The sequence below is a fragment of the Bacillus cereus group sp. Bc031 genome, assembly GCF_027716265.1.
GTDB classification, from domain to species: Bacteria; Bacillota; Bacilli; order Bacillales; family Bacillaceae_G; genus Bacillus_A; species Bacillus_A paranthracis.
In genome coordinates, this window is record NZ_JAQFUL010000021.1 from 24866 (window position 1) to 45801 (window position 20936).

Genomic DNA, 20936 nt, shown 5'->3' on the forward strand with positions numbered 1-20936 from the left:
TCTATTAATTAAATGTAATGTTATGTACAGCCTCTTTATCAAGACGTTTAATAACTTCTACAATTAACTTCACTGCATTTTCATAATCATCACGGTGTAACATTGCCGCATGAGAATGAATGTAACGGGTTGCAATCGTAATTGCCATAGACGGAATACCATTTACAGCAATATGAATTGCGCCTGCATCCGTTCCACCGCCCGCTACTGAATCATATTGGTATGGAATTTGTAATTCATCAGCAACATCAACTACAAAGTCACGTAAACCTGTATGACCAATAACAGAAGCATCATATAAAATGATCTGTGGTCCATCACCCATTTTACTTTGCGCTTCTTTTGACGTTACACCCGGTGTGTCACCAGCAATACCAACATCTACTGCAAACGCGATATCTGGTTTAATATAATTTGCAGATGTTTTTGCACCACGAAGACCAACTTCTTCTTGTACAGTCCCTACGCCATATACAACGTTTGGATGCTTTTCATCTTTTAATTGTTTTAATACGTCAATTGCAATTGCACAACCAATTCGGTTATCCCATGCTTTTGCAAGTAACATTTTTTCGTTCTTCATTACTTGGAATTCAAAGTAAGGTACAACTTGATCTCCTGGTCGTACGCCCCACTCCATTGCTTCTTCTTGGCTAGAAGCACCAATATCGATGAACATGTCTTTAATTTCAACTGGCTTTTTACGCGCTTCTGGAGGTAAGATATGCGGTGGTTTTGAACCGATAACACCTGTTACATCTCCTTTACGCGTTACAATTGTTACGCGCTGTGCAAGCATAACTTGTGACCACCAGCCACCAACTGTTTGGAAACGAAGGAAACCTTTGTCATCAATTTGCGTAATCATAAAGCCAACTTCATCTAAATGACCTGCAACCATAATTTTCGGGCCGTTTTCTTCCCCTACTTTTTTCGCAACTAAACTTCCTAAATTATCAGTAGAAAGTTCGTCCGCAAACGGCTCAATATATTTCTTCATTACTTCGCGTGGTTCACGCTCGTTACCCGCAATACCACGTGCATCTGTTAATTCTTTTAGCATTGTCAATGTCTCGTCTAATTTTGTCATTGCCAACACCCTCCTTTTTCTTCAGTCACTTCATTATACAAAAGGAAATTGAAATATTCAAAAATTAACTTAGTATCCTTGTGTTTGACGCTGATGATTTACTTCGTTTTTATCTAAATATGCCTTTTCAATCTCTTCTTGTTCAAACTCAAGTGCTTGTCCAAGTCGAAGGTAGCTTGTAAATAATTCAATATAGTTCGTAATAGATGGTTGATCTGTAAAACGAATCACCTTCGCATACGTGTCTAAGAAAATTTCTACTTGTGTTTTATTCGTCTGTGCACACTTATAGAATAAGAAGTTTTTATCAATACCTAAATCAATTCCGATTGATAAAATAAAATGTAAGCCATCTACGTATTCTTCTAGTATGACTTCACGTTCTGATGCTGGTTTGTTGCTCCAATATTTAAAACAACGTGTTTCATTTGCAAGTTCTCCAATTTCTACAAGAAGAGCTAACATTTTTTCTTTTAACAATTTTTTCGGTTGTAAGTCATGTTCTTTCGCAATACGGTCATCTAATTCTTTTTGTAATTTAAATAGTTGTAGTAAGTCCACTCTATTGTCCTCCTCCAACATCGCATTTTACGCAACAATGTTGTTTCATCTCAAAGTTCATTATTATTTTTCGTTTCTTATTAATAAGTCAGCCATTTACCTCTTTACAAAATAGCTTGTCCTTAATTTACAAATACGTTTCAATCATCACGATTAGATTGTTCACTCCGATTGGTGATAGATAATCATTATCCGTGTATTGTCCACTAATAAAAATGTTATTTTATCTGATGAAAGTTCCATATCATCTTTCCATTATAGCAGTGTCGTTTCACCTAGGAAAGATACTCTTCTTTCCAAAGCGGTATAATAAAAAAAAGCCAGAAGGATTCTCCTGACTTCATATGCATATTCTTCTATATTGCTATAACTTTTATATTGATTTTGTCATATCGATAACGACACACTTCTCTTTGCATACAAATAAAAAAACCTTAGAAGAAAAATCTTCTAAGGTTTCAACTAATTAATTAGTTAATGTTGTTTTTTGCAACTGTTGCTAATTCAGCGAAAGCTTTTTCGTCATGAACAGCTAAGTCAGCAAGCATCTTGCGGTTAACTTCGATGCCAGCATTTTTAAGACCGTGCATTAAGCGGCTGTAAGAAAGACCATTCATACGAGCTGCTGCGTTGATACGTGTAATCCATAATTTACGGAAGTCACGTTTCTTTTGACGGCGGTCACGGAATGCATACATTAGAGATTTCATAACCTGTTGGTTAGCAACCTTGAATAATGTATTTTTTGAACCGTAGTAACCTTTTGCTAATTTAATTACTTTTTTACGACGTTGACGAGTAACTGTACCACCTTTTACTCTTGGCATAATATTACCTCCTAATTGTTCTATATATCAGCCGAACTTATTTTAAGTTGTCAAGCATTTGACGAATGCGTTTGAAGTCACCAGCGCTTACTACACCAGCTTTACGTAGTTTACGTTTAGCTTTTGTAGATTTGTTAGCGAATAAATGGCTTGTGTAAGCGTGAGAACGTTTCAGTTTACCTGATCCAGTCTTTTTGAAACGCTTTGCAGCGCCGCGATGAGTTTTTTGTTTAGGCATAGGTATTTCCTCCTCTATCTATTACTTATCGTTTTTCGGTGCTAAAACTAAGAACATACTGCGTCCTTCCATTTTAGGCTTAGATTCGATTGTACTAACTTCAGCACAAGCTTCTGAGAAGCGATCTAAAACACGTTGACCGATTTCTTTATGAGTAATGGCACGTCCTTTAAAGCGAATTGACGCTTTAACCTTGTCACCTTTCTCTAAAAACTTGATAGCATTACGAAGTTTTGTGTTAAAGTCGTGTTCATCAATTGTTGGACTTAAACGAACTTCTTTCATGCTAATTACTTTTTGATTTTTGCGCTGTTCTTTTTCTTTCTTCTGTTGCTCAAAGCGGAATTTACCGTAGTCCATAATGCGGCATACTGGCGGTTTCGCATTTGGAGCAACTAATACTAAATCAAGATTAAGATTTGCAGCTAAGTCTAAAGCGTCATTACGAGACTTGATTCCAAGTTGATCGCCATTTGCACCAACTAAACGTACTTCACGTGCACGAATTTGCTCGTTAATCATCATATCCTTGCTAATAGTAAGCCACCTCCAAGGTTTTCTCAGAACATAGTTTGTAGTCATAGAACCCGACAAAAAAAGTGCGGGCATACGACACCCACACTTGTAAAATCTTAAGTAAGAAATACATTTACCTGTAAACTGCGAATGCGTCCATCAGGTGAGAAGCGGGTGCTTCTACTTGTTCCACAAAACAATATTCTATTATCCTTGATGAGTTTATCATAGGACATGACGTCTGTCAAGAAGACGCGATGTGTTTTACTAACAACAAGAAATATTGTAACAAACAACTAACATACTTGCAATACTTTTTTACGATAAGTGTTACATGGTTTTTTTTTCTAATTTCCCTTACTCATATTACATAGAAAAGCCGCGGTATACCGCGGCTTTTTCTTATCGTTTTCCTTCTACTTTAATCATATCAACAAAAGCATCTAATGAGATTGTTTCTGATTTTTGTTCACCGTATTTACGTACGTTTACGCCGTTTTCAGTTACTTCATTGTCACCTACTACAAGCATGTACGGAATTTTTTGCATTTGTGCTTCACGGATTTTGTAACCAATTTTCTCTTCACGAGTATCTAATTCAACACGGATACCAGCACGGCGTAATTCGTCTTGTACTTTCTTCGCATAGTCTAAATGTACTTGCGGAGAAACTGGAATTACTTGTACTTGAACTGGAGCTAACCAAGTTGGGAATGCACCTTTGTATTCTTCAATTAAGAAGGCTACGAAACGTTCCATAGTAGATACAACACCACGGTGAATTACAACTGGACGGTGTTGTTTACCGTCTTCACCAACGTAAGATAGTTCAAAGCGTTCTGGAAGTAAGAAGTCTAATTGTACAGTTGAAAGTGTTTCGTCTTTTCCAAGAGCAGTACGAACTTGAACGTCAAGTTTTGGACCGTAGAATGCCGCTTCACCTTCAGCTTCATAGTAATCAAGACCCATTTCATCCATAGCTTCTTTTAACATACCCTGTGCTTTTTCCCACATCTCATCATCAGCATAGTACTTTTTAGTATCTGCTGGGTCGCGATAAGATAGACGGAATGAGTAGTTCTCTAAACCGAAATCTTTGTACACTTCTAGAGTTAAGTTTACAACACGTTTTAATTCTTCTTTAATTTGATCTGGGCGTACGAAAATGTGCGCATCGTTTAAAGTCATTCCGCGTACACGTTGTAATCCAGATAACGCACCTGACATTTCGTAGCGGTGCATTGTTCCAAGTTCCGCAATACGGATTGGTAATTCACGGTAGCTGTGAATATCGTTTTTATAAACCATCATGTGGTGAGGGCAGTTCATCGGACGAAGAACTAACTCTTCATTATCCATTTCCATTGATGGGAACATACCATCACGGTAGTGGTTCCAGTGACCAGAAGTTTCATAAAGCTCTCTGCTTCCTAGTACTGGAGTGTATACGTGATCATAGCCTAAGCTTGCTTCTTTATCAACGATGTAACGCTCGATAATGCGGCGGATTGTTGCACCCTTTGGTAACCAAAGTGGTAAACCTTGTCCTACTTTTTGGCTATTAGTAAATAGTTTTAATTCTTTACCTAATTTACGGTGATCGCGCTCTTTCGCTTCTTCAAGCATACGTAAATGCTCATCTAATTCTGCTTTCTTAACGAATGCAGTACCGTAAATACGTTGTAACATTTTATTATTGCTATCGCCGCGCCAGTAAGCACCCGCAACGCTTAATAATTTAAATACTTTAATTTTCCCTGTAGATGGAAGGTGGACACCACGGCAAAGGTCGAAGAATTCGCCTTGCTCATAGATTGAAATAACTGCATCTTCTGGAAGATCGTTAATTAAATCTAATTTTAACTCATCGCCGATTTCTTCAAAACGACGAATTGCTTCTGCACGTGGTACTTCATGACGAACGATTTCTAAGTTCTCGTTCACAATTTTTTGCATTTCTTTTTCGATTTTCTTGAAGTCTTCAACTGTAATTGCTTCTTCCATATCAATATCGTAGTAGAAGCCATTTTCAATTACTGGACCAATGCCAAGCTCAACCTTAACATCTTTATATAAACGTTTTAACGCTTGCGCTAAAAGGTGAGCTGTTGAGTGGCGTAAAATATATAAGCCATCTTCAGAATCTAATGTAATGATAGAAACTGCACCATCTTCTTCGATTGGTGTAACAAGATCAATCATCTCATCATTTAATTTTCCAGCCACAGCTTTTTTCTTTAAGCCTGGGCTAATAGAAGCTGCGATTTCTTCAGTTGTTACGCCTTTTGGAAACTCCTTCACAGCTCCATCAGGGAAAGTAATTTTAACTACATCTGCCATCACTGGTCACTCCTCTTTTTCTCAAAATAAAAAACACTCATCCCGTAAAAAGGGACGAGTGTTGAATTCGTGGTTCCACCCTTGTTCCAATTAACATAATTGTTAATTGCTCAAGTTCAACATAACGGTGTTGTCCGTTAGCAATTACTAGAAAAACCGTTCACTGCTAAAGTTTAGAGGTGGTAAGTAATAATCCCGTACTAGGAAGCTCACACCCTAAGGCTTCCCTCTCTGAAAATCGTAGAAAACTACTCATGTCCTCATCATGACATTTCAATATATTTCATTTATGTAGGTAATTATATGCTCAAAAACTTAGAAAATCAAGGGCGTTACCTTTATTTTTTAAATTTTTCACATTGCGCTCAAACTCATGTAATCCATGTAATTGTACCCGTTCTTGAAATACATTTCGCAAAGTAATAATCATATTATGGTCTTGTTCTTTCGTATACAAATAAATTTTTTTCGGCGAAATAGAAAGAAGTGGTGCAATTACTTTCGTATCAATATATACATCCTTTTGTTTTAATAAGTCTTCATCTATATATTGAACCAATTTCTCTTGTTTTAAACGTCTACCTTTATCATCATAGAAAATAAAACTTTCATCAAAAATAAGATGTACACATGACAAACGTGATTTCCGGCTACGGACTTGTTGCCGGAGCGTCTCAATAAACATTTGATATTCTTGTTCTAACTTATACTCATCAATTGCCACTTCAGCAAGCTTAGCTACCATTTCCCTATATGTACGAAGACGAAAACGAACATATGATGAAAACGAGAATGAAAGCGGATCACAAAGCCAGTTATTTAAAGAGGATTTAATATATGATTCAAATGTGTGACGTGTTAATTCACGAGCAATTCCTTTTCTTCTTCCTTTTAAAATCTCTTGTGCCATATGCAATATTTGATGGCATTCTTCCTCTTCTTCATAAAAAAACTTCTCTTTTAAGATTGTATATATCCACTCATTTTGTTTCACATTCACAATGAAATATACCATTACTGGCAATAAAATCTTTTCAATATAATTTGATTCACATACTGGTATGTGAATCACCACTTTTTGTTCCTGTAAATACACACTCGTTTCCTTATATAACAGTTCCGCTCTTTTCAATAGTTGTCTATATACGTGCATAGCATCATTTTTTTCTTCGAAGCAAATTTCAATCACTTTTGTCCCCCCTTTTATCCCTGCTCTAAAGGACTGTATCTATACGTTACAAATCCTATAAGAGTCCGTCCCGCGTGAAAGTTCACTCTTAGTAGAATTACATTTCTTATCGTTAGAAAATCCACTCGATATGGCTTGCTAATTTTATATATATTAAGGGAGGGAGAAAAAAATGATACAAGCTACTAGGAATTTTCAATAAGAACTTTTCATTTTATCATTCGGCTACTTTAAAAAGCGTTTAACTACAAAAGAAGAGCAAGCTTCTCAGCTTGCTCTTTACTTATGACGACGGTTTTTCCCGCCAATCGGTATTGGTTTCGCCAAATATTTAATTCGCTCCATAATACGAGCTGCTTTCATTTCTTCCGCTTCACCGCGCTGCGTATATGTTAAATGATGTTCTAGTTGTTTAAAATCAAAGTTAGACGTAAAGAACGTCGGTAAGTTTTCTAACATACGGAATTGCAAAATTGCACCGAGTACATCATCACGCACAAAGCTTGACATCGCTTCTGCTCCAATATCATCTAACATTAAAACTTGTACGCGTTTCACCGCATCAATCTTTTCCCCAATCGAATTATCTTGAATTGAACTTTTAATTTCACGTAAAAATTCAGGGAAATATACGAGCATTGAACTTATTTTCTTTCGAGCAAGCTCATTCGCAATTGCTCCTAATAAATACGTTTTCCCTACACCAAATTTACCGTACAAATATAAACCTTGTACTTTTTTACCAGGTTCATATGTACTTAAAAATTCATTAGCTGCACCAATTGCATCAATACGCGCATCTAAATCTGAAGGGTCTAAGTTTTCCATCGTTGCTTGTAAAATATCAGTTGGCATATATACACTTTGAACGAGCTTTTCATATTTCTTCCTCTCGTCATATGCTACTTTTCTAACGCAACGATCATATTGAATATCAATCATCTTCCCTTGGATAACGAGTTTTGGCTCATATCCTTGCAGCATGTTTTTACACGAACCTAGATCCGGACAATCCGCGCAACCTACACTTTGTCCAATATATTCGTATAATTTCACAAGACTGCGTTCAATCATAGACGTTGTTACTTCCCCTTTATGTTCGTCTATAAATTCTTTCACACGCGGATGTGCCATTACTTCCGCCTTTAATACTTCATATCTATTTTTAAAATTTTCATTTTCCATTAACTTTGCAAATGAATTTTGAATATGCTCCATTTTTTCACCTCAAAGAGCGTTCATTCTCTTCTATTAATCACGCTTATATTTTTTTAACACTTCTTCTAATCGTTTTCGTTCGTCCTCTAACGTACTTGCACCTTTTTCAGCACTTACATCTTTTTTCACAGTTTCTTTCTCTTGTTCTTTCGGCTCTTCTTTCAGCCAATCTGGTACCATTTCTTTTCGTACCGTTTTCTTCGACGTACGGCCTTTCTTCTTCGTCTCAGCCCATTCTTGATATTGACGGTTTTCTTCTTTCGCTAACGCCATTGCTTCAGCTACTGTGCCGACCTTTTTACGTGCCCAATGTCCAGCAATCTTCTCCACATACGTTTTCGCAAGTTTCATATCTGAGCGTAGCATAACGTAATAAATAAGTACATTCACAACACCTGGCGTTAATTTTTGATTGATCATTACATCTTCAACGATTTGCAAGTCAGCCTTCGTTGCCTCTGCACCGCCAGAGATTTCTTTCAATAGTTGTTTTGGTGAGATTTCCTCTAACTGTTTGATTAACATCTCTTCTTGCGTAGAAGGCTCTTTTTCTTTCATCATACGTGCAGCGTGAGGCTGTACTCTTTCACTTAATACAGGTAACGCTTGTCCGTTTTCGAACTGATACCAATCACGCGCTCCTTTTCTAAGCCTTTCGATATCAATTGTCTGCAGCTCTGTCACCGCACCAAGAACGATATTTTGCATCGATAACACATCTACATCATACACGTAAGCAAGTGTAATGACACATTCTCGCACTTGATCTGTAATCGCCTTTTTAGGAACAAGAGCGGACAAGCCATCTACAAATAAGGAGAAATCAAAGAAATCATTCCAAACTTTTGGAGCGTCTCCCTTTTCATTACTTGGCATAGCTGTCGTTTTTGGAATACGAAGGTCTTCTTGCGCATGCTCAAGCTGCCCTGGATTAAACGAACCAAACACATCATTAAAAGAACGCGTAACATTTTCATAAGATGCAAAATCAAATTCTTCTTCTAAGAAATAATGCTTTACTTGATTATATTTTGTCCGACTCAATCGATTGTATAAAAAGATACATAAAACAATATCATCAAAAAACTGCTTCGGAGATAAAGGTGGTTGCAGCTCATATATAAACATTCGAATATCTTTTTCTTTCTTAATATATACTTTCAAAAGTCCAATTGCCTCTAACTTTACTCGTTCCTCATATACTTCGGGAAGTTGCATTTGCATGGTCACCATAAGGGAATGATGCGTATTCTCTTTTCCAAATACACGATCTTGTTCTAACTCTCCCCATAGCGTCATGTACAAGCTAAAAGCTCTACTACCTATTAACGGCTGATATAACATCGTTAACACTTTTCGGTCGTAATTATGCAATAATCCTTTCGCACTTACTTTATAACGATCAATCGGCAATAGCTCCATCCATGACTGTTTTTCCATTCTTGCTTTCCTTTCTCTCATCCAATCTTCACTATATAATTTATTAGCGAAAAAGAGCTATTAGCTTTCGCTTCTAGCTCTCTTATCTCATTACTTACGGTATGTAAAGAGAATACGATACAGATTCTACTCTCTTTCTTTTTGCAGTATATCTTTTAATTCTTCAATAAATACATTTAAATCTTTAAATTGGCGATATACAGAAGCAAAACGCACGTAAGCAACATCATCGATATCACGTAGTTCTTCCATAACAATTTCACCAATCATATCACTTTTCACTTCTGATATACCTAAATTACGAAGTTCACGTTCCACACTTTGAGTCACTTCTTCTAATTGTCTTAAAGATACTGGTCTTTTTTCACACGCTTTAATTAAGCCACGTAAAATCTTTTCTTTATTAAACTCTTCTCGTGTTCCTTCTTTTTTTACAACGATAAGAGGTGACTCTTCCACTCTTTCAAATGTCGTAAAGCGGCTTAAACAGCTTTCACACTCTCTCCTTCTTCGAATAGAGCGCCCCTCGTCTACCGGACGCGAATCTAACACTCTTGTACCATTATGAGAACAGGATGGACAACGCAATATATTCACTCCTTTACACTATACTCTTTATTTTTTCTCTACTTACTTCATCTGACAATATATATACATTATTATATAACTCATTTTAACTCTCTTACCACTTTAAGTTTAAGCGCATTATTATCTCGTTTAAAAAAATACGATGATAGATGCGTTGTTAACTTATTCGTAAGAGCTCCATTTATTCAACTAACGAGTACATTATATTTTCCCTTTTTTATAAACTAAAAAAGAGGTGCATTATACACCTCTTTACATTTTAAATCAATTATGTTCTTTTTTAAAGAGCTTTTGTTTCTCTCTGCTTAATTTCGAAGCTACCAGTGCCTCGAGGAAGCTCGATGCTCTCACGCGTTTTCGCGTTTAAACCTTCTGCAATATATTCTGCAGCAACATTTGGATCAATACGATCCCCACAAGTATAAACATCAATACTTGCGTAACCGTGCTCCGGAAAGCTATGAATTGTTAAATGTGATTCCGAGATAATTACTACTCCACTTACACCTTGTGGTGCAAATTTATGGAAAGCAACCTCACGCACTTCAGCACCAGCTCTTAGTGCTGCATCCACAAATAATTGTTCAATATACGGCATGTCATTAAGCTTGTCGAAATCGCAATCCCAAAGTTCAGCGATCACGTGACGACCCATCGTATCCATAGTATCCATTCTACAGTTCCCCCTTGTAAATTTATTCTAACTGTTCGAATTGAAAACTAATTTGCAATTTGGCTTGCTCCACTACCACGGGGGAAAGTTAGTCCAGAGAGGTCCTAACCCTTTAAGTAGTGACTACGTACCTCAGCTCTTAAGTTTACGAGTGTTAGTATACTTTGTTTATTTTCATTTTGCAACAACAGTTTTTTCGATTTTCTGTCATATTTTCCTCTTTACTTTTCCCTAAAAAAAATAAATGATTCACAAATACAGTAACCCCAACGTTTCGTGGTATGTCCACTTTCAAAAATATACTCCTATAATTTTTTTCCTTTTCAGAAAAAAATAAAAAAAAGAGGGCAAATCTTCCACTTGCCCTCTCCCTTATTCACTTAAATATGTTGCACATTTTCTTGCTTCGCTAATTCGTCAACAACTAACGTTACAAGATCTACAACACGACGAGAGTAGCCCCACTCGTTATCATACCAAGCCAGCACTTTCACTTTACGATCACCCATTACCATTGTAGATAAACCATCAATGATAGCTGAGTGTGTATTTGTATTAAAGTCAATAGATACTAAAGGCTCTTCGCTGAATTCTACAATGCCTTTTAACGCACCGTTTGCAACAGTTTTGAATGCATCGTTAATAGCTTCAACTGTCACATCACGTTTTACATCTACTACTAAGTCAACAAGAGACACGTTTGGTGTTGGTACACGAAGTGCCATACCGTGAAGTTTTCCATTTAAATGCGGAAGAACTTTTGCTAGCGCTTTCGCAGCACCTGTCGTTGTCGGAATAATTGATTGTCCGCAAGCACGTGCTCTTCTTAAATCTTTATGTGGGTTATCAATATTTTTTTGGTCATTTGTATAAGCGTGAACTGTCGTCATTAAACCGTTTTCAATTCCAAACTGCTCATCTAACACCTTCACAACAGGTGCTAAACAGTTTGTTGTACAAGATGCATTTGAAATAACAGTATGTTTTGTAATATCTAATTGGTCTTCGTTCACACCTACTACAATTGTTACATCTTCATTTTTACCAGGCGCTGTTAAAATAACTTTTTTCGCTCCAGCTTCAACGTGAAGAATTGCTTTTTCTTTTGAATTAAATTTACCAGTTGCTTCAATTACAACTTCAACACCTAAATCTGTCCAAGGCAATTCCTTTGGATCGCGGTTGTTTAAAAGGCGAATCATTTTCCCATCAACTAATAAGTGATCTTCAAATGCTTCTACTGTTCCGTCAAACTTGCCGTGAACTGTATCATATTTAATTAAATGTGCTAACGTTTCAGATGGATAGCTTGCATTGATTGCTACAATTTCGAATGCGCTTTCTTTTATTGCCTGACGAAATACCATTCTCCCAATACGTCCAAATCCATTAATTGCCACACGAGTCATAATATGTTATCCCCCTTGAATGCGTTATACTATTTATCTCCAATCCCAATAATAGTATAACACAAAAAGGGGATATGTCACTAAGCATTTTCATTAATTTCACAATTTTTTAGTCAATAATGTTCCATTTCTTTAAAATCCCCTGTAATTGTGTTTTCGTTCCCATAATTGTGCCATCATTATTTATCACTTCATCTGCATGTTTCACTTTTTCTTCTAACGGCATTTGAGATTGAATACGAGCTGTCGCTTCTTCTTCTGAAAAATTATTTCGCTTCATTAAACGTTCTAATTGCGTATGTGGCTTAACTGCTACAACTAAAACGCGGTCAACGAGACTTGTTAATTTACTTTCAAATAAGAGAGGAATATCTAACACAACCGCTTGCATACCTTCTTTTATGTACATTTCCTTTTGCCTATTCATTTCCTCACGCACTGCAGGATGAACAATTTTGTTTAACTGCAATCGTTTCTCTTCATTATAGAAAACGACACTTCCTAGTTTTGGACGATCTAGTTCTCCATCTTCTTGTAATACTTCTGTTCCAAACACTTCTACAATTTTGTTATATGCTGGCTTTCCTCGTTCTACAACTTCTCGCGCAATAATATCTGCATCAATAACTGGTATATTTAGCTCGCGAAACATTTGAGATACTGTACTTTTTCCGCTTGCAATACCTCCCGTTAATCCAATTACTACTGTCATCATATAATCCTCCTCATAATAAAAGGCGCGAAACTAATGTTCCACGCCCGTACTTACATTTTCCAAATTCCAATAATAATGAGTAATACCCCAGGCAGGAATGTAAATTTTTGCAACCATTTCATATTTGATAAAACCGTTCCAAGTTTCATTCCAATAAATAAAAACAAAGAACTCATCACTGCAACTAATATCGCCATCATAGCAGGTGCATACCCTAATAAAGATGCACCAATTCCAGCACCAAATGAATCTACAGAAAGAGCGATACCAAGAAGTAACGCTTCTCCTGCAGAAATGGTGCCTGATTTATCGAAATCTGCTACAGTCGGTTTCCGTAAAATTTGAATGACTAACCCAAGCGAGGCAATCTCTAATTTCCATACCTTCTCCTCTTGCTTCGGTTCTTCTTTTTTCTCACTTCGAAAAAATTGGTATAATACCCAAATTCCTATTCCAATAAGAACAAGCCCACCGATACGCGTTGCGATAACGGGTGAAAATACTTTCGCGATCATATGTCCAATTCCCATTGAAACAAGCATAACAGCCGCTGAACACATCCCGATAATTACAATTGATCTTAGTGGAATTCTTACGCTTCTTAAACCATATGTTAGCCCTACACTACAGCTATCTAAGCTTAATGTAAAAGCTAATAAAATAAGAGATAAATAAAGGTACATCGGTAAGCTCCTCCCTTATACATAGCTCTGCTGTATGTATATGACAAATGCCTATCCGATGTTATCTCTTTTCTATATTCTTGGCTGACAAATTGGGCAGTAATGCGTTCCTCTTCCACCAACAACTGTTTTTTCTAATATCGTACCGCAAGTCACACACGGTTCTCCTTTTTTTCCATATACATTTAGAAGTTCTTGGAATGAGCCAATTTGCCCTTGTGAGTTGATATACGTTCGAATTGTACTTCCGCCACGCTTCACTGCTTCGCCTAACGTTGTAACAGTCGCCTCATAAATTCGCTCAATTTCTTCTACTGTTAAAGACGACGCTTCTCGTTCTGGATGAATTTGAGAACGGAATAAAACTTCATCTACATATATATTTCCAAGTCCTACTAAAAGACGCTGGTCTAACAATACAACTTTTATTTTACGATTTGTCTTTTGCAATCTCTCTTGTAAATACTGTGGTGTCAATTCAGCATCAAATGGCTCCGGACCTAAGTCAGCAAGAGGCATTTGATTCATTTCCTCACCTTTTTTAAAGAGATGCATCGTACCAAACTTTCTCACATCTTTATAATGTAATTCAGTTCCATCTGTAAATAAGAAACGGACGTGCGTATGCTTATCAATTGGCTCATCCTCTTGATGCAGTAAAAACTTACCTTCCATACGCAAATGTGAAACAATGACATAATTTGTTACATATAAAAGCAAAAACTTTCCTCTTCGCTTTATATTTTCAATCGTCTCGCCTTTTAGCATTTCTTTAAAGATTTCTGCATCATCCGGTCGTTTTACGATTTTCGGATAAGTAACAATAACATCTTCAATCGTTTTTCCTGTTACAAGATTTTCAAGTGTCCGTCTGACGTTTTCAACCTCTGGTAATTCAGGCATTTCATCACTTCCTTATTTTGCGTCGTACCAAGTTGGACCGTAAGAATAATCAACTTTCAACGGAACTGCGAGTTCAATTGCATGCTCCATTACTTCTGGTACAAGCTTCTCTAATTTTTCAATTTCTTCTTTTGGTGCTTCAAATATTAATTCATCGTGTACTTGCAATAGAAGACGCGCTTGTAATCCTTCTTCTTCTAAACGATCTGCCATAATAATCATCGCTTTTTTAATAATATCTGCTGCAGTACCTTGAATTGGTGTATTCATAGCTGTACGCTCAGCAAAGCTACGCAAGTTAAAATTACGACTCGTAATTTCCGGAATGTAACGGCGGCGATTTAATAATGTAGCTACATATCCTTTTTGTTTCGCATCTTTTACGATGTCATCCATGTATTCTTGTACACCAGGGAAACTTTCTAAATACTTTTCAATAAATTCCGCTGCTGCTTTTCTTGTAATTCCTAAGTTTTGTGAAAGACCATAATCACTAATACCATACACAATTCCGAAGTTAACAGCTTTCGCTTGTCGTCTCATATTTGAAGTTACTTCATCTTTTTCAACGCCAAATACATCCATAGCTGTTTTTGTATGAATATCCATGTCATGTTGGAACGCGTCGACTAGCCCTTTATCATTTGCAATATGAGCTAATACACGAAGTTCAATTTGTGAATAATCCGCTGCGTACATAATCCATCCTTCTTCTGATGGAACGAATGCCTGACGAATCTTTCTTCCTTCTTCTAATCGAATCGGGATATTTTGTAAGTTTGGATCCGTTGAACTTAATCGGCCCGTTTGCGTTAATACTTGATTGAAACGAGTATGGATTTTAGATGAATCTTCATGTACAACTTTTAATAAACCTTCAATATAAGTTGAATTTAGTTTCCCTAATTGACGGTAATGTAAAATGTTTGGAATAATTTCATGGTGATCCATCAGCTTGTCTAGTACATCAGCTGACGTAGAATAACCTGTTTTCGTCTTCTTAATAACCGGTAAGTTTAAATTCTCAAACAGAATAACACCAAGCTGCTTCGGTGAATTAATATTAAATTCTGTTCCCGCCAGCTTATAAATTTCCTGTTCCATTTCCTTTAATCTACCTGCAAGTTCTTCTCCCATATTACGAAGACGTTCTGTATCAACTTTTACACCTTTTACTTCCATATCAGCTAATACACGTGCAAGTGGTAATTCTAACTCTGTAAACAGTTCATATTGCTCATTCTTTTCTAACTCTTCAACGAATGTTTGCTTCACATCATATAATACATGCACTTTACGAGCTACATGCTCCGCTACTATCTCTAACTCTGGAACAGCACGCTTCGCACCTTTTCCGTAAACTTCTTCATCAGATTTCACAGCATGTGTTTCTTTCATTTTCGCTACAGTACGGAAATCTTTATCTGTATCAGCCGGGTCAAGTAAGTAAGCAGCAATTAATAGATCAAAGTCAATCCCTTGCACATCTATACCGTTCCATTTCAGTGCAACGATCGCACGCTTCGCATCAAATGTATACTTTCTCATTTCTCCATCTGCAAGCCACTCTTTAAAAGCATCTGACTTAAGTGCAATGTCTGTCTGAATAAAGTAACATCCGTTTTCATTTTGAATACCGAAACCTTGAATATCTGCTTTATGATAATTATCTTCTTGTACTTCAACGATAAGCGCACTATCTTGCTGAAGCATTTCTTCTGTAACTTCTTCCACAATATCAAATGTAATATCATCTAATTCAGCTGGAGCCGTTTCTTCTGGAGTAACACCTAATTTATTTAAAAGAGATGTGAATCCTAAATTCTCGAACATTGGAATGACATCACTTGGCTCATATCCTTTATACTCCATATCATCCACATGCACAGTAATCGGTGCGTCTGTAATAATCGTTGCAAGATCTTTACTCATAAGAGCTTGGTCTTTATTTGCTTCCAGCTTTTCTTTTAATTTCTTCCCGCTTACTTGATCTATATTTTCATACACTTCTTCAACCGTTCCAAACTGTGTTAACAATTTAATCGCAGTTTTTTCACCAACTCCTGGTACACCTGGAATATTATCTGATTGGTCTCCCATTAAACCTTTCATATCGATAATTTGCTTCGGTGATAAGCTGTATTTCTCAAATAAAGCTTCTTTCGTATATTCATCTACTTCCGTAATCCCTTTTCGAGGAATACATACAAGCGTGTTATCAGAAACAAGTTGAAGTAAATCTTTATCTCCTGAAATAACTTTTACACTAGCTCCTTGTTCACTCGCTTCTTTCGCTAGCGTTCCCATAATGTCATCCGCTTCATAATTTTCTAATTCATAACGCGGTACATTGAATGCATCAAGCATCTCACGAATAAATGGGAATTGCTCTGATAACTCAGGCGGAGTCTTTTGACGTCCTCCTTTATACTCACTATACGTTTTGTGACGGAACGTTGTTTTACCCGCATCAAATGCAACTAACATATGCGTCGGTTTTTCTTCCTCTAATATTCTCATTAACATCATTGTAAAACCGTAAATTGCGTTCGTATGTATACCTTTGTCGTTATTTAAAAGCGGTAGTGCAAAGAAAGCACGATACGCGATATTATTACCATCTACTAATACGACCTTTTTTTCCAAATCAGAAACCTCCCCATACAAATTTGAAATGATTTTTTTCACAGAAAAAAACCGTTTCTTTCCTCTCTCTATATTAACACGACTAATAGAGAGAAGAAAAATAACGGATATTTTCTTTCATATATAAAACAGACTTATATTGGCATAAAGGGAAGTGACGAGAATAGCTTAACTATTCTCGTCCAAAATTACTCCTTGGATGAAGGGGTTTTCATGTATTATATTAACAGAGCTTTATTAATATTTAATTAAGCCATTGTTAATATATTGTAAACATCCTTCATCCTATTTTTCAGTTGCTGATTTTGGTAAAACAACTGTAAAGGTTGTCCCTTCTCCTACTTCACTATCCACTGTAATCGTACCGTGATGGGCCTCGACTAAATGCTTTACGATTGATAACCCAAGACCTGTACCACCAGTATTTCTACTCCTCGCTTTATCCACTCGGTAAAAGCGTTCAAAAATACGTGGAATTTCATCTTTACTAATACCAATTCCAGTATCCGACACTTTTATATAAGCATTATATTTATCTTCTGCTAATTCTACAGAAACAACGCCTCCAGCCGGTGTATATACGATTGCGTTATTCATTAAATTAATAAAGATTTGCTGCAAACGACTTGGATCTCCAATGACAGAGACACGTTTTAATGCATTTACTTGTAAAGAGATTTCTTTTTCTCCCGCTTTATTATCAAGCACCATATGAATATCTTCAAGAAGTCCCTTCATATCAACGGTACCCATATTCAATTTAAATCCTTGTTGCTCAATCTTTGATAAATCTAATAAATCTTCAATTAATCCTTGCATACGTTCACTTTCTTTTAAAATAATGTGCAAGAAATGTTCGCAGAATTTTTTATTATCCATAGCACCGTCTAAAAGTGTTTCTGAAAAACCTTTAATAGAAGTAATCGGCGTTTTTAGTTCATGAGAAACATTCGCTAAAAAGTCTTTTCTCATTTGTTCTAACTTTTTCAGCTCAGTAATGTCATGGAATACAAGGACAATCCCTTTCCATTCATGGTTCGTCCCGATAATCGGTGCTCCATATACCTCGAAATGCTTTCGCTCAATTCCAAGTGGCAATAACATTTGTTTGCGCACTTTCACTTCTGTCATAAAGATTTCTTCCACAAGCTCTATAATTTCCGGATGATGAAACGACTCATAATATAAACGATCTAAATATTCTTCATCTGTGACGTGGAAAGTTTCCTTATACGAACGGTTTACAAGGTTGATATAACCGCGGCTATCAATTAAAATCATTCCGCTTCCCATATTTTCAATTAACGTATGCAGACGATCTTGTTGCATTTCTTGCTCAAGTGTCATCTCTTGTAAATTACGAGCTAAAATATTAATCGCTTTACTTAACATTCCCGTTTCATCCGAATGACTTTCATAAGCGCGTGCTTTATAATTACCCTTCGCTAATTCGATGGCAACTTTCGTAACGGACTCAATCGGCCTAATATATTGCCCTGTAATTTTCATACCTAAAAATACGACTACAAGACACGCAATAACAAATCCGATAATTAATAATCCCCACGTTTTTTGATGAACGTCTTTCAAAGGCTCAATTGTGCTCTTCACAAAAATGTATCCTTGTTTCCCTGCTACATCTTGCACGAACACCGCATGGTAAAATTCATTATTTTGATCTGTTTCTTTCGTAATGACTTTATTTCTTTGTTTCGTTGTTTCAGAGGAAAGTTCTTTTATTATCCCTTGGCTAAAAGCAGACGGTTCTCCCCCGCTATATTGAACTTTCTTTTTCTCATCTACAAAGGCAATAGAAGCCTGAATTTTTTCTTCTAGCTTTTTAAATATATATGGATTTTTTAAAACATCATCAAAACCTTGTTCTTCTGCTAATACCGCAACATACTCTGTCTCTTTTACCATTCTCTCTTTCGCATGATCTATATAATAGTTTTCAAACACGGTTTCCAGCAATAAACCGAGTCCGACTAAAATAAAAACAATAAGAGAAACAAATGTAAAAAGAAGCCTGGAACGAAATTTATTCATCCCCTTTTGGCTCCTCTAATTTATATCCTAAACCACGTATCGTTTTAATGTACGTCGGTTTTTTCGTATTTTGTTCAATTTTATCGCGCAAATGGCTAATATGAACGTCAACAATTCGTGTATCACCAGCGAAATCATAATTCCATACAGCACTTAATAATTGATCACGCGTTAATACGCGACTTTTATTTTTCGCAAGATAAACAAGTAGTTCAAATTCTTTTGGTGTTAATTCAAGCTTTCTTCCTTGGAAATAAGCCTCATAAAACTCCGGTAAAATTTTAAGTTCAGCAATTGTAATGCTCTCTTCATCTGACGATTCTGTAACTTGCTCTTCTTGTTGTAATTTCGTGCGGCGTAAAATTGCCTTCACACGCGCGACAACTTCCCTTGGACTAAATGGCTTCGTCATATAATCATCCGCCCCAAGTTCAAGACCTAGCACCTTATCAAACTCATCATCTTTTGCTGTCAACATTAAAATCGGCGTCATAACGCGCTGCAATCGTAATTCTTTACATACTTCCATACCATCCATTTTTGGAAGCATTAAATCTAATATAATTAAATCTGGACGTTCTGTTGTCGCTTTTTGAAGCGCCATTTCTCCATCCATCGCTGTTATCACTTCAAAACCAGCTTGTTGTAAATTAAATTCGATTAAAGTTAAGATAAACTCCTCATCATCAACTACTAAAATACGATTGTTCATTCTTTTCCTCCAAGTTATAGACTTGAAACCTTCTTCATCCTAGTATTTTCCCCGTTATTCTCATCATACTAGAAAACAAGGTCCCTCTCAATATAATTGTCTATTCATGGATTCGGATTGCGCAATTAACTTGTAGTGATCCATACTTTATACACTTCTATATCTTTATTAAATTCAATACTCGTATGGATATGATATTCTCGACTTTGCGCTAAGAAAAAGATACAGCGTACGCTATTTTATAATCTAGCGTTTCATATCCATCAAATAGTCTTCCATACATTTCATTCGCAACCCCGTCCGCCCATACTTCAGCTTCTCTTATCGTTTCAAAGATAACGTCTTCTCTCTTCCACTTCATCTTAAAAAAAACCTTTAATTGACTTTAATTACCAATTAATATATTATTATTTTTAATATATTAATAAATGCAATAAAGGAGCTATTATGCGAATATTACTATCTATTTTAACTTTATTAGTAACATGTTTCCTTACTTTTAACGTACCGAGCTGGGATACGATTAAAACGGGGTGTTCAGATTTTGCTGAAGGGTTCAAAGAGGGATTCTTCAACTAAAAATAGCGCTAGCCCCCTTATGAAAGGTATGCTAGCGCTATTCACATTTTCATGTTTTAAAAATTATCTAATGCTTTTTCCATAATAGAGACTGATTTGTAAGGTGGTGTTACTGTTAATGAGCCTTTCACAACAGTATCCCCTTTTTCATCATGAGCAGATACAAGCATATCAATTGTATGTTCCTCCTCAGAAACAGCCACAACTTCAAAGTGGATTTGTAACGTTTCATAATGGTGAACATGCTTCACGAACGTAAGGTCCTTTCTCGTAATATGACTACCTGGACCTGGTAAATATTTCGTAACTGCCGTTGTAATCATTCCAATTAGCATAATGCTTGGTACAATCGGCTTTTCATACGGAGTTTGGGATGCGTAATCATGCTGAATATATAATGGATTGGCATCATTCGTTAACCCTAAGTACAATAACAAATCTTTATCCTCAATTTTTTCAGTGATAGATAATTTCTCTCCTACTGTAATTTCATCCATTTTACGACCAATTTGAACTTTTTTCTTTAACATGTTACAACCCCCTCCGATTTTTTCACCTTA

General features: G+C 36.3%; 20 protein-coding genes, 1 pseudogene and 2 other annotated features. Of the genes and pseudogenes, 1 reads left to right on the forward strand and 20 read right to left on the reverse strand.

Annotated elements, in window-relative coordinates:
• Positions 1–4: 4 nt before the first annotated feature.
• The 19 genes and pseudogenes from PDQ33_RS10785 to PDQ33_RS10875 all read right to left on the reverse strand — a co-directional run bounded on the left by PDQ33_RS10785 (position 5) and on the right by PDQ33_RS10875 (position 20158).
• Positions 5–1090, reverse strand: a complete 1086-nt coding sequence (locus PDQ33_RS10785; RefSeq protein WP_000163568.1) for a M42 family metallopeptidase — start codon at positions 1088–1090, stop codon at positions 5–7.
• 69 nt (positions 1091–1159) lie between these two features.
• The gene (locus PDQ33_RS10790; RefSeq protein ID WP_000365050.1) at positions 1160–1651 is read right to left on the reverse strand and encodes a dUTP diphosphatase; all 492 of its coding nucleotides are present in this window, start codon (positions 1649–1651) and stop codon (positions 1160–1162) included.
• Positions 1652–2121: 470 nt separating this feature from the next.
• Positions 2122–2478 (reverse strand): 50S ribosomal protein L20, encoded by a 357-nt coding sequence (gene rplT / locus PDQ33_RS10795; RefSeq protein WP_001138362.1) that lies wholly within the window; start codon positions 2476–2478, stop codon positions 2122–2124.
• Positions 2479–2515: 37 nt separating this feature from the next.
• Complete coding sequence (gene rpmI / locus PDQ33_RS10800) at positions 2516–2716, reverse strand: 50S ribosomal protein L35 (protein WP_001125945.1); 201 nt, start codon at positions 2714–2716, stop codon at positions 2516–2518.
• A 21-nt stretch (positions 2717–2737) separates the two neighbouring features.
• Positions 2738–3241, reverse strand: a complete 504-nt coding sequence (gene infC, locus PDQ33_RS10805) for a translation initiation factor IF-3 (protein ID WP_000973214.1) — start codon at positions 3239–3241, stop codon at positions 2738–2740.
• 62 nt (positions 3242–3303) lie between these two features.
• Positions 3304–3424 (reverse strand) — a sequence feature (ribosomal protein L20 leader region).
• Between the two features lie 210 nt (positions 3425–3634).
• Positions 3635–5572 carry a threonine--tRNA ligase gene (thrS, locus tag PDQ33_RS10810; protein ID WP_061132070.1) on the reverse strand — a complete coding sequence of 646 codons (1938 nt, stop codon included), beginning with the start codon at positions 5570–5572 and terminating at the stop codon, positions 3635–3637.
• Positions 5573–5619: 47 nt separating this feature from the next.
• Positions 5620–5848: a binding site (T-box leader), on the reverse strand.
• Between the two features lie 31 nt (positions 5849–5879).
• On the reverse strand, positions 5880–6761 hold the full coding sequence (gene ytxC / locus PDQ33_RS10815; protein ID WP_000569618.1) for a putative sporulation protein YtxC: 882 nt from the start codon (positions 6759–6761) through the stop codon (positions 5880–5882).
• A 279-nt stretch (positions 6762–7040) separates the two neighbouring features.
• Entirely contained in the window at positions 7041–7979 is a 939-nt protein-coding gene (gene dnaI, locus PDQ33_RS10820) for a primosomal protein DnaI (RefSeq protein ID WP_000400101.1), read from the reverse strand.
• A 33-nt stretch (positions 7980–8012) separates the two neighbouring features.
• On the reverse strand, positions 8013–9419 hold the full coding sequence (locus PDQ33_RS10825; protein WP_270755633.1) for a replication initiation and membrane attachment family protein: 1407 nt from the start codon (positions 9417–9419) through the stop codon (positions 8013–8015).
• A gap of 126 nt (positions 9420–9545) precedes the next feature.
• On the reverse strand, positions 9546–10007 hold the full coding sequence (gene nrdR, locus PDQ33_RS10830) for a transcriptional regulator NrdR (RefSeq protein WP_001203687.1): 462 nt from the start codon (positions 10005–10007) through the stop codon (positions 9546–9548).
• 280 nt (positions 10008–10287) lie between these two features.
• The gene (speD, locus tag PDQ33_RS10835; RefSeq protein ID WP_002003660.1) at positions 10288–10671 is read right to left on the reverse strand and encodes an adenosylmethionine decarboxylase; all 384 of its coding nucleotides are present in this window, start codon (positions 10669–10671) and stop codon (positions 10288–10290) included.
• Positions 10672–11060: 389 nt separating this feature from the next.
• Positions 11061–12089, reverse strand: coding sequence for a glyceraldehyde-3-phosphate dehydrogenase (locus PDQ33_RS10840; RefSeq protein ID WP_000198972.1), 1029 nt, complete (start codon positions 12087–12089; stop codon positions 11061–11063).
• A gap of 109 nt (positions 12090–12198) precedes the next feature.
• On the reverse strand, positions 12199–12801 hold the full coding sequence (gene coaE / locus PDQ33_RS10845; RefSeq protein WP_000219295.1) for a dephospho-CoA kinase: 603 nt from the start codon (positions 12799–12801) through the stop codon (positions 12199–12201).
• Between the two features lie 53 nt (positions 12802–12854).
• Positions 12855–13487, reverse strand: coding sequence for a sporulation membrane protein YtaF (ytaF, locus tag PDQ33_RS10850; protein WP_000281751.1), 633 nt, complete (start codon positions 13485–13487; stop codon positions 12855–12857).
• 72 nt (positions 13488–13559) lie between these two features.
• Positions 13560–14390: a DNA-formamidopyrimidine glycosylase gene (mutM, locus tag PDQ33_RS10855; RefSeq protein ID WP_001114483.1), complete on the reverse strand. Its 831-nt coding sequence runs from the start codon at positions 14388–14390 to the stop codon at positions 13560–13562.
• Positions 14391–14402: 12 nt separating this feature from the next.
• Complete coding sequence (polA, locus tag PDQ33_RS10860; RefSeq protein WP_000412815.1) at positions 14403–17036, reverse strand: DNA polymerase I; 2634 nt, start codon at positions 17034–17036, stop codon at positions 14403–14405.
• Positions 17037–17321: 285 nt separating this feature from the next.
• Positions 17322–19085 (reverse strand): sensory box histidine kinase PhoR, encoded by a 1764-nt coding sequence (gene phoR / locus PDQ33_RS10865; protein WP_001032115.1) that lies wholly within the window; start codon positions 19083–19085, stop codon positions 17322–17324.
• On the reverse strand, positions 19078–19797 hold the full coding sequence (gene phoP, locus PDQ33_RS10870) for a two-component system response regulator PhoP (RefSeq protein ID WP_001065225.1): 720 nt from the start codon (positions 19795–19797) through the stop codon (positions 19078–19080). Before phoP ends, phoR begins: the two co-directional genes overlap by 8 nt.
• Before the next feature lie 125 nt (positions 19798–19922).
• Positions 19923–20158, reverse strand: a pseudogene (locus PDQ33_RS10875) (hypothetical protein).
• A gap of 86 nt (positions 20159–20244) precedes the next feature.
• On the opposite strand from PDQ33_RS10875, the gene PDQ33_RS10880 reads away from it, so the two are divergent.
• A complete protein-coding gene (locus PDQ33_RS10880) occupies positions 20245–20376 on the forward strand; it encodes a hypothetical protein (protein WP_002022497.1) in 132 nt (43 codons plus the stop codon).
• A 56-nt stretch (positions 20377–20432) separates the two neighbouring features.
• Here the strand turns inward: PDQ33_RS10880 and PDQ33_RS10885 are convergent, their stop codons facing one another.
• Complete coding sequence (locus tag PDQ33_RS10885; protein ID WP_270755627.1) at positions 20433–20906, reverse strand: MaoC family dehydratase; 474 nt, start codon at positions 20904–20906, stop codon at positions 20433–20435.
• Positions 20907–20936 lie beyond the last annotated feature (30 nt).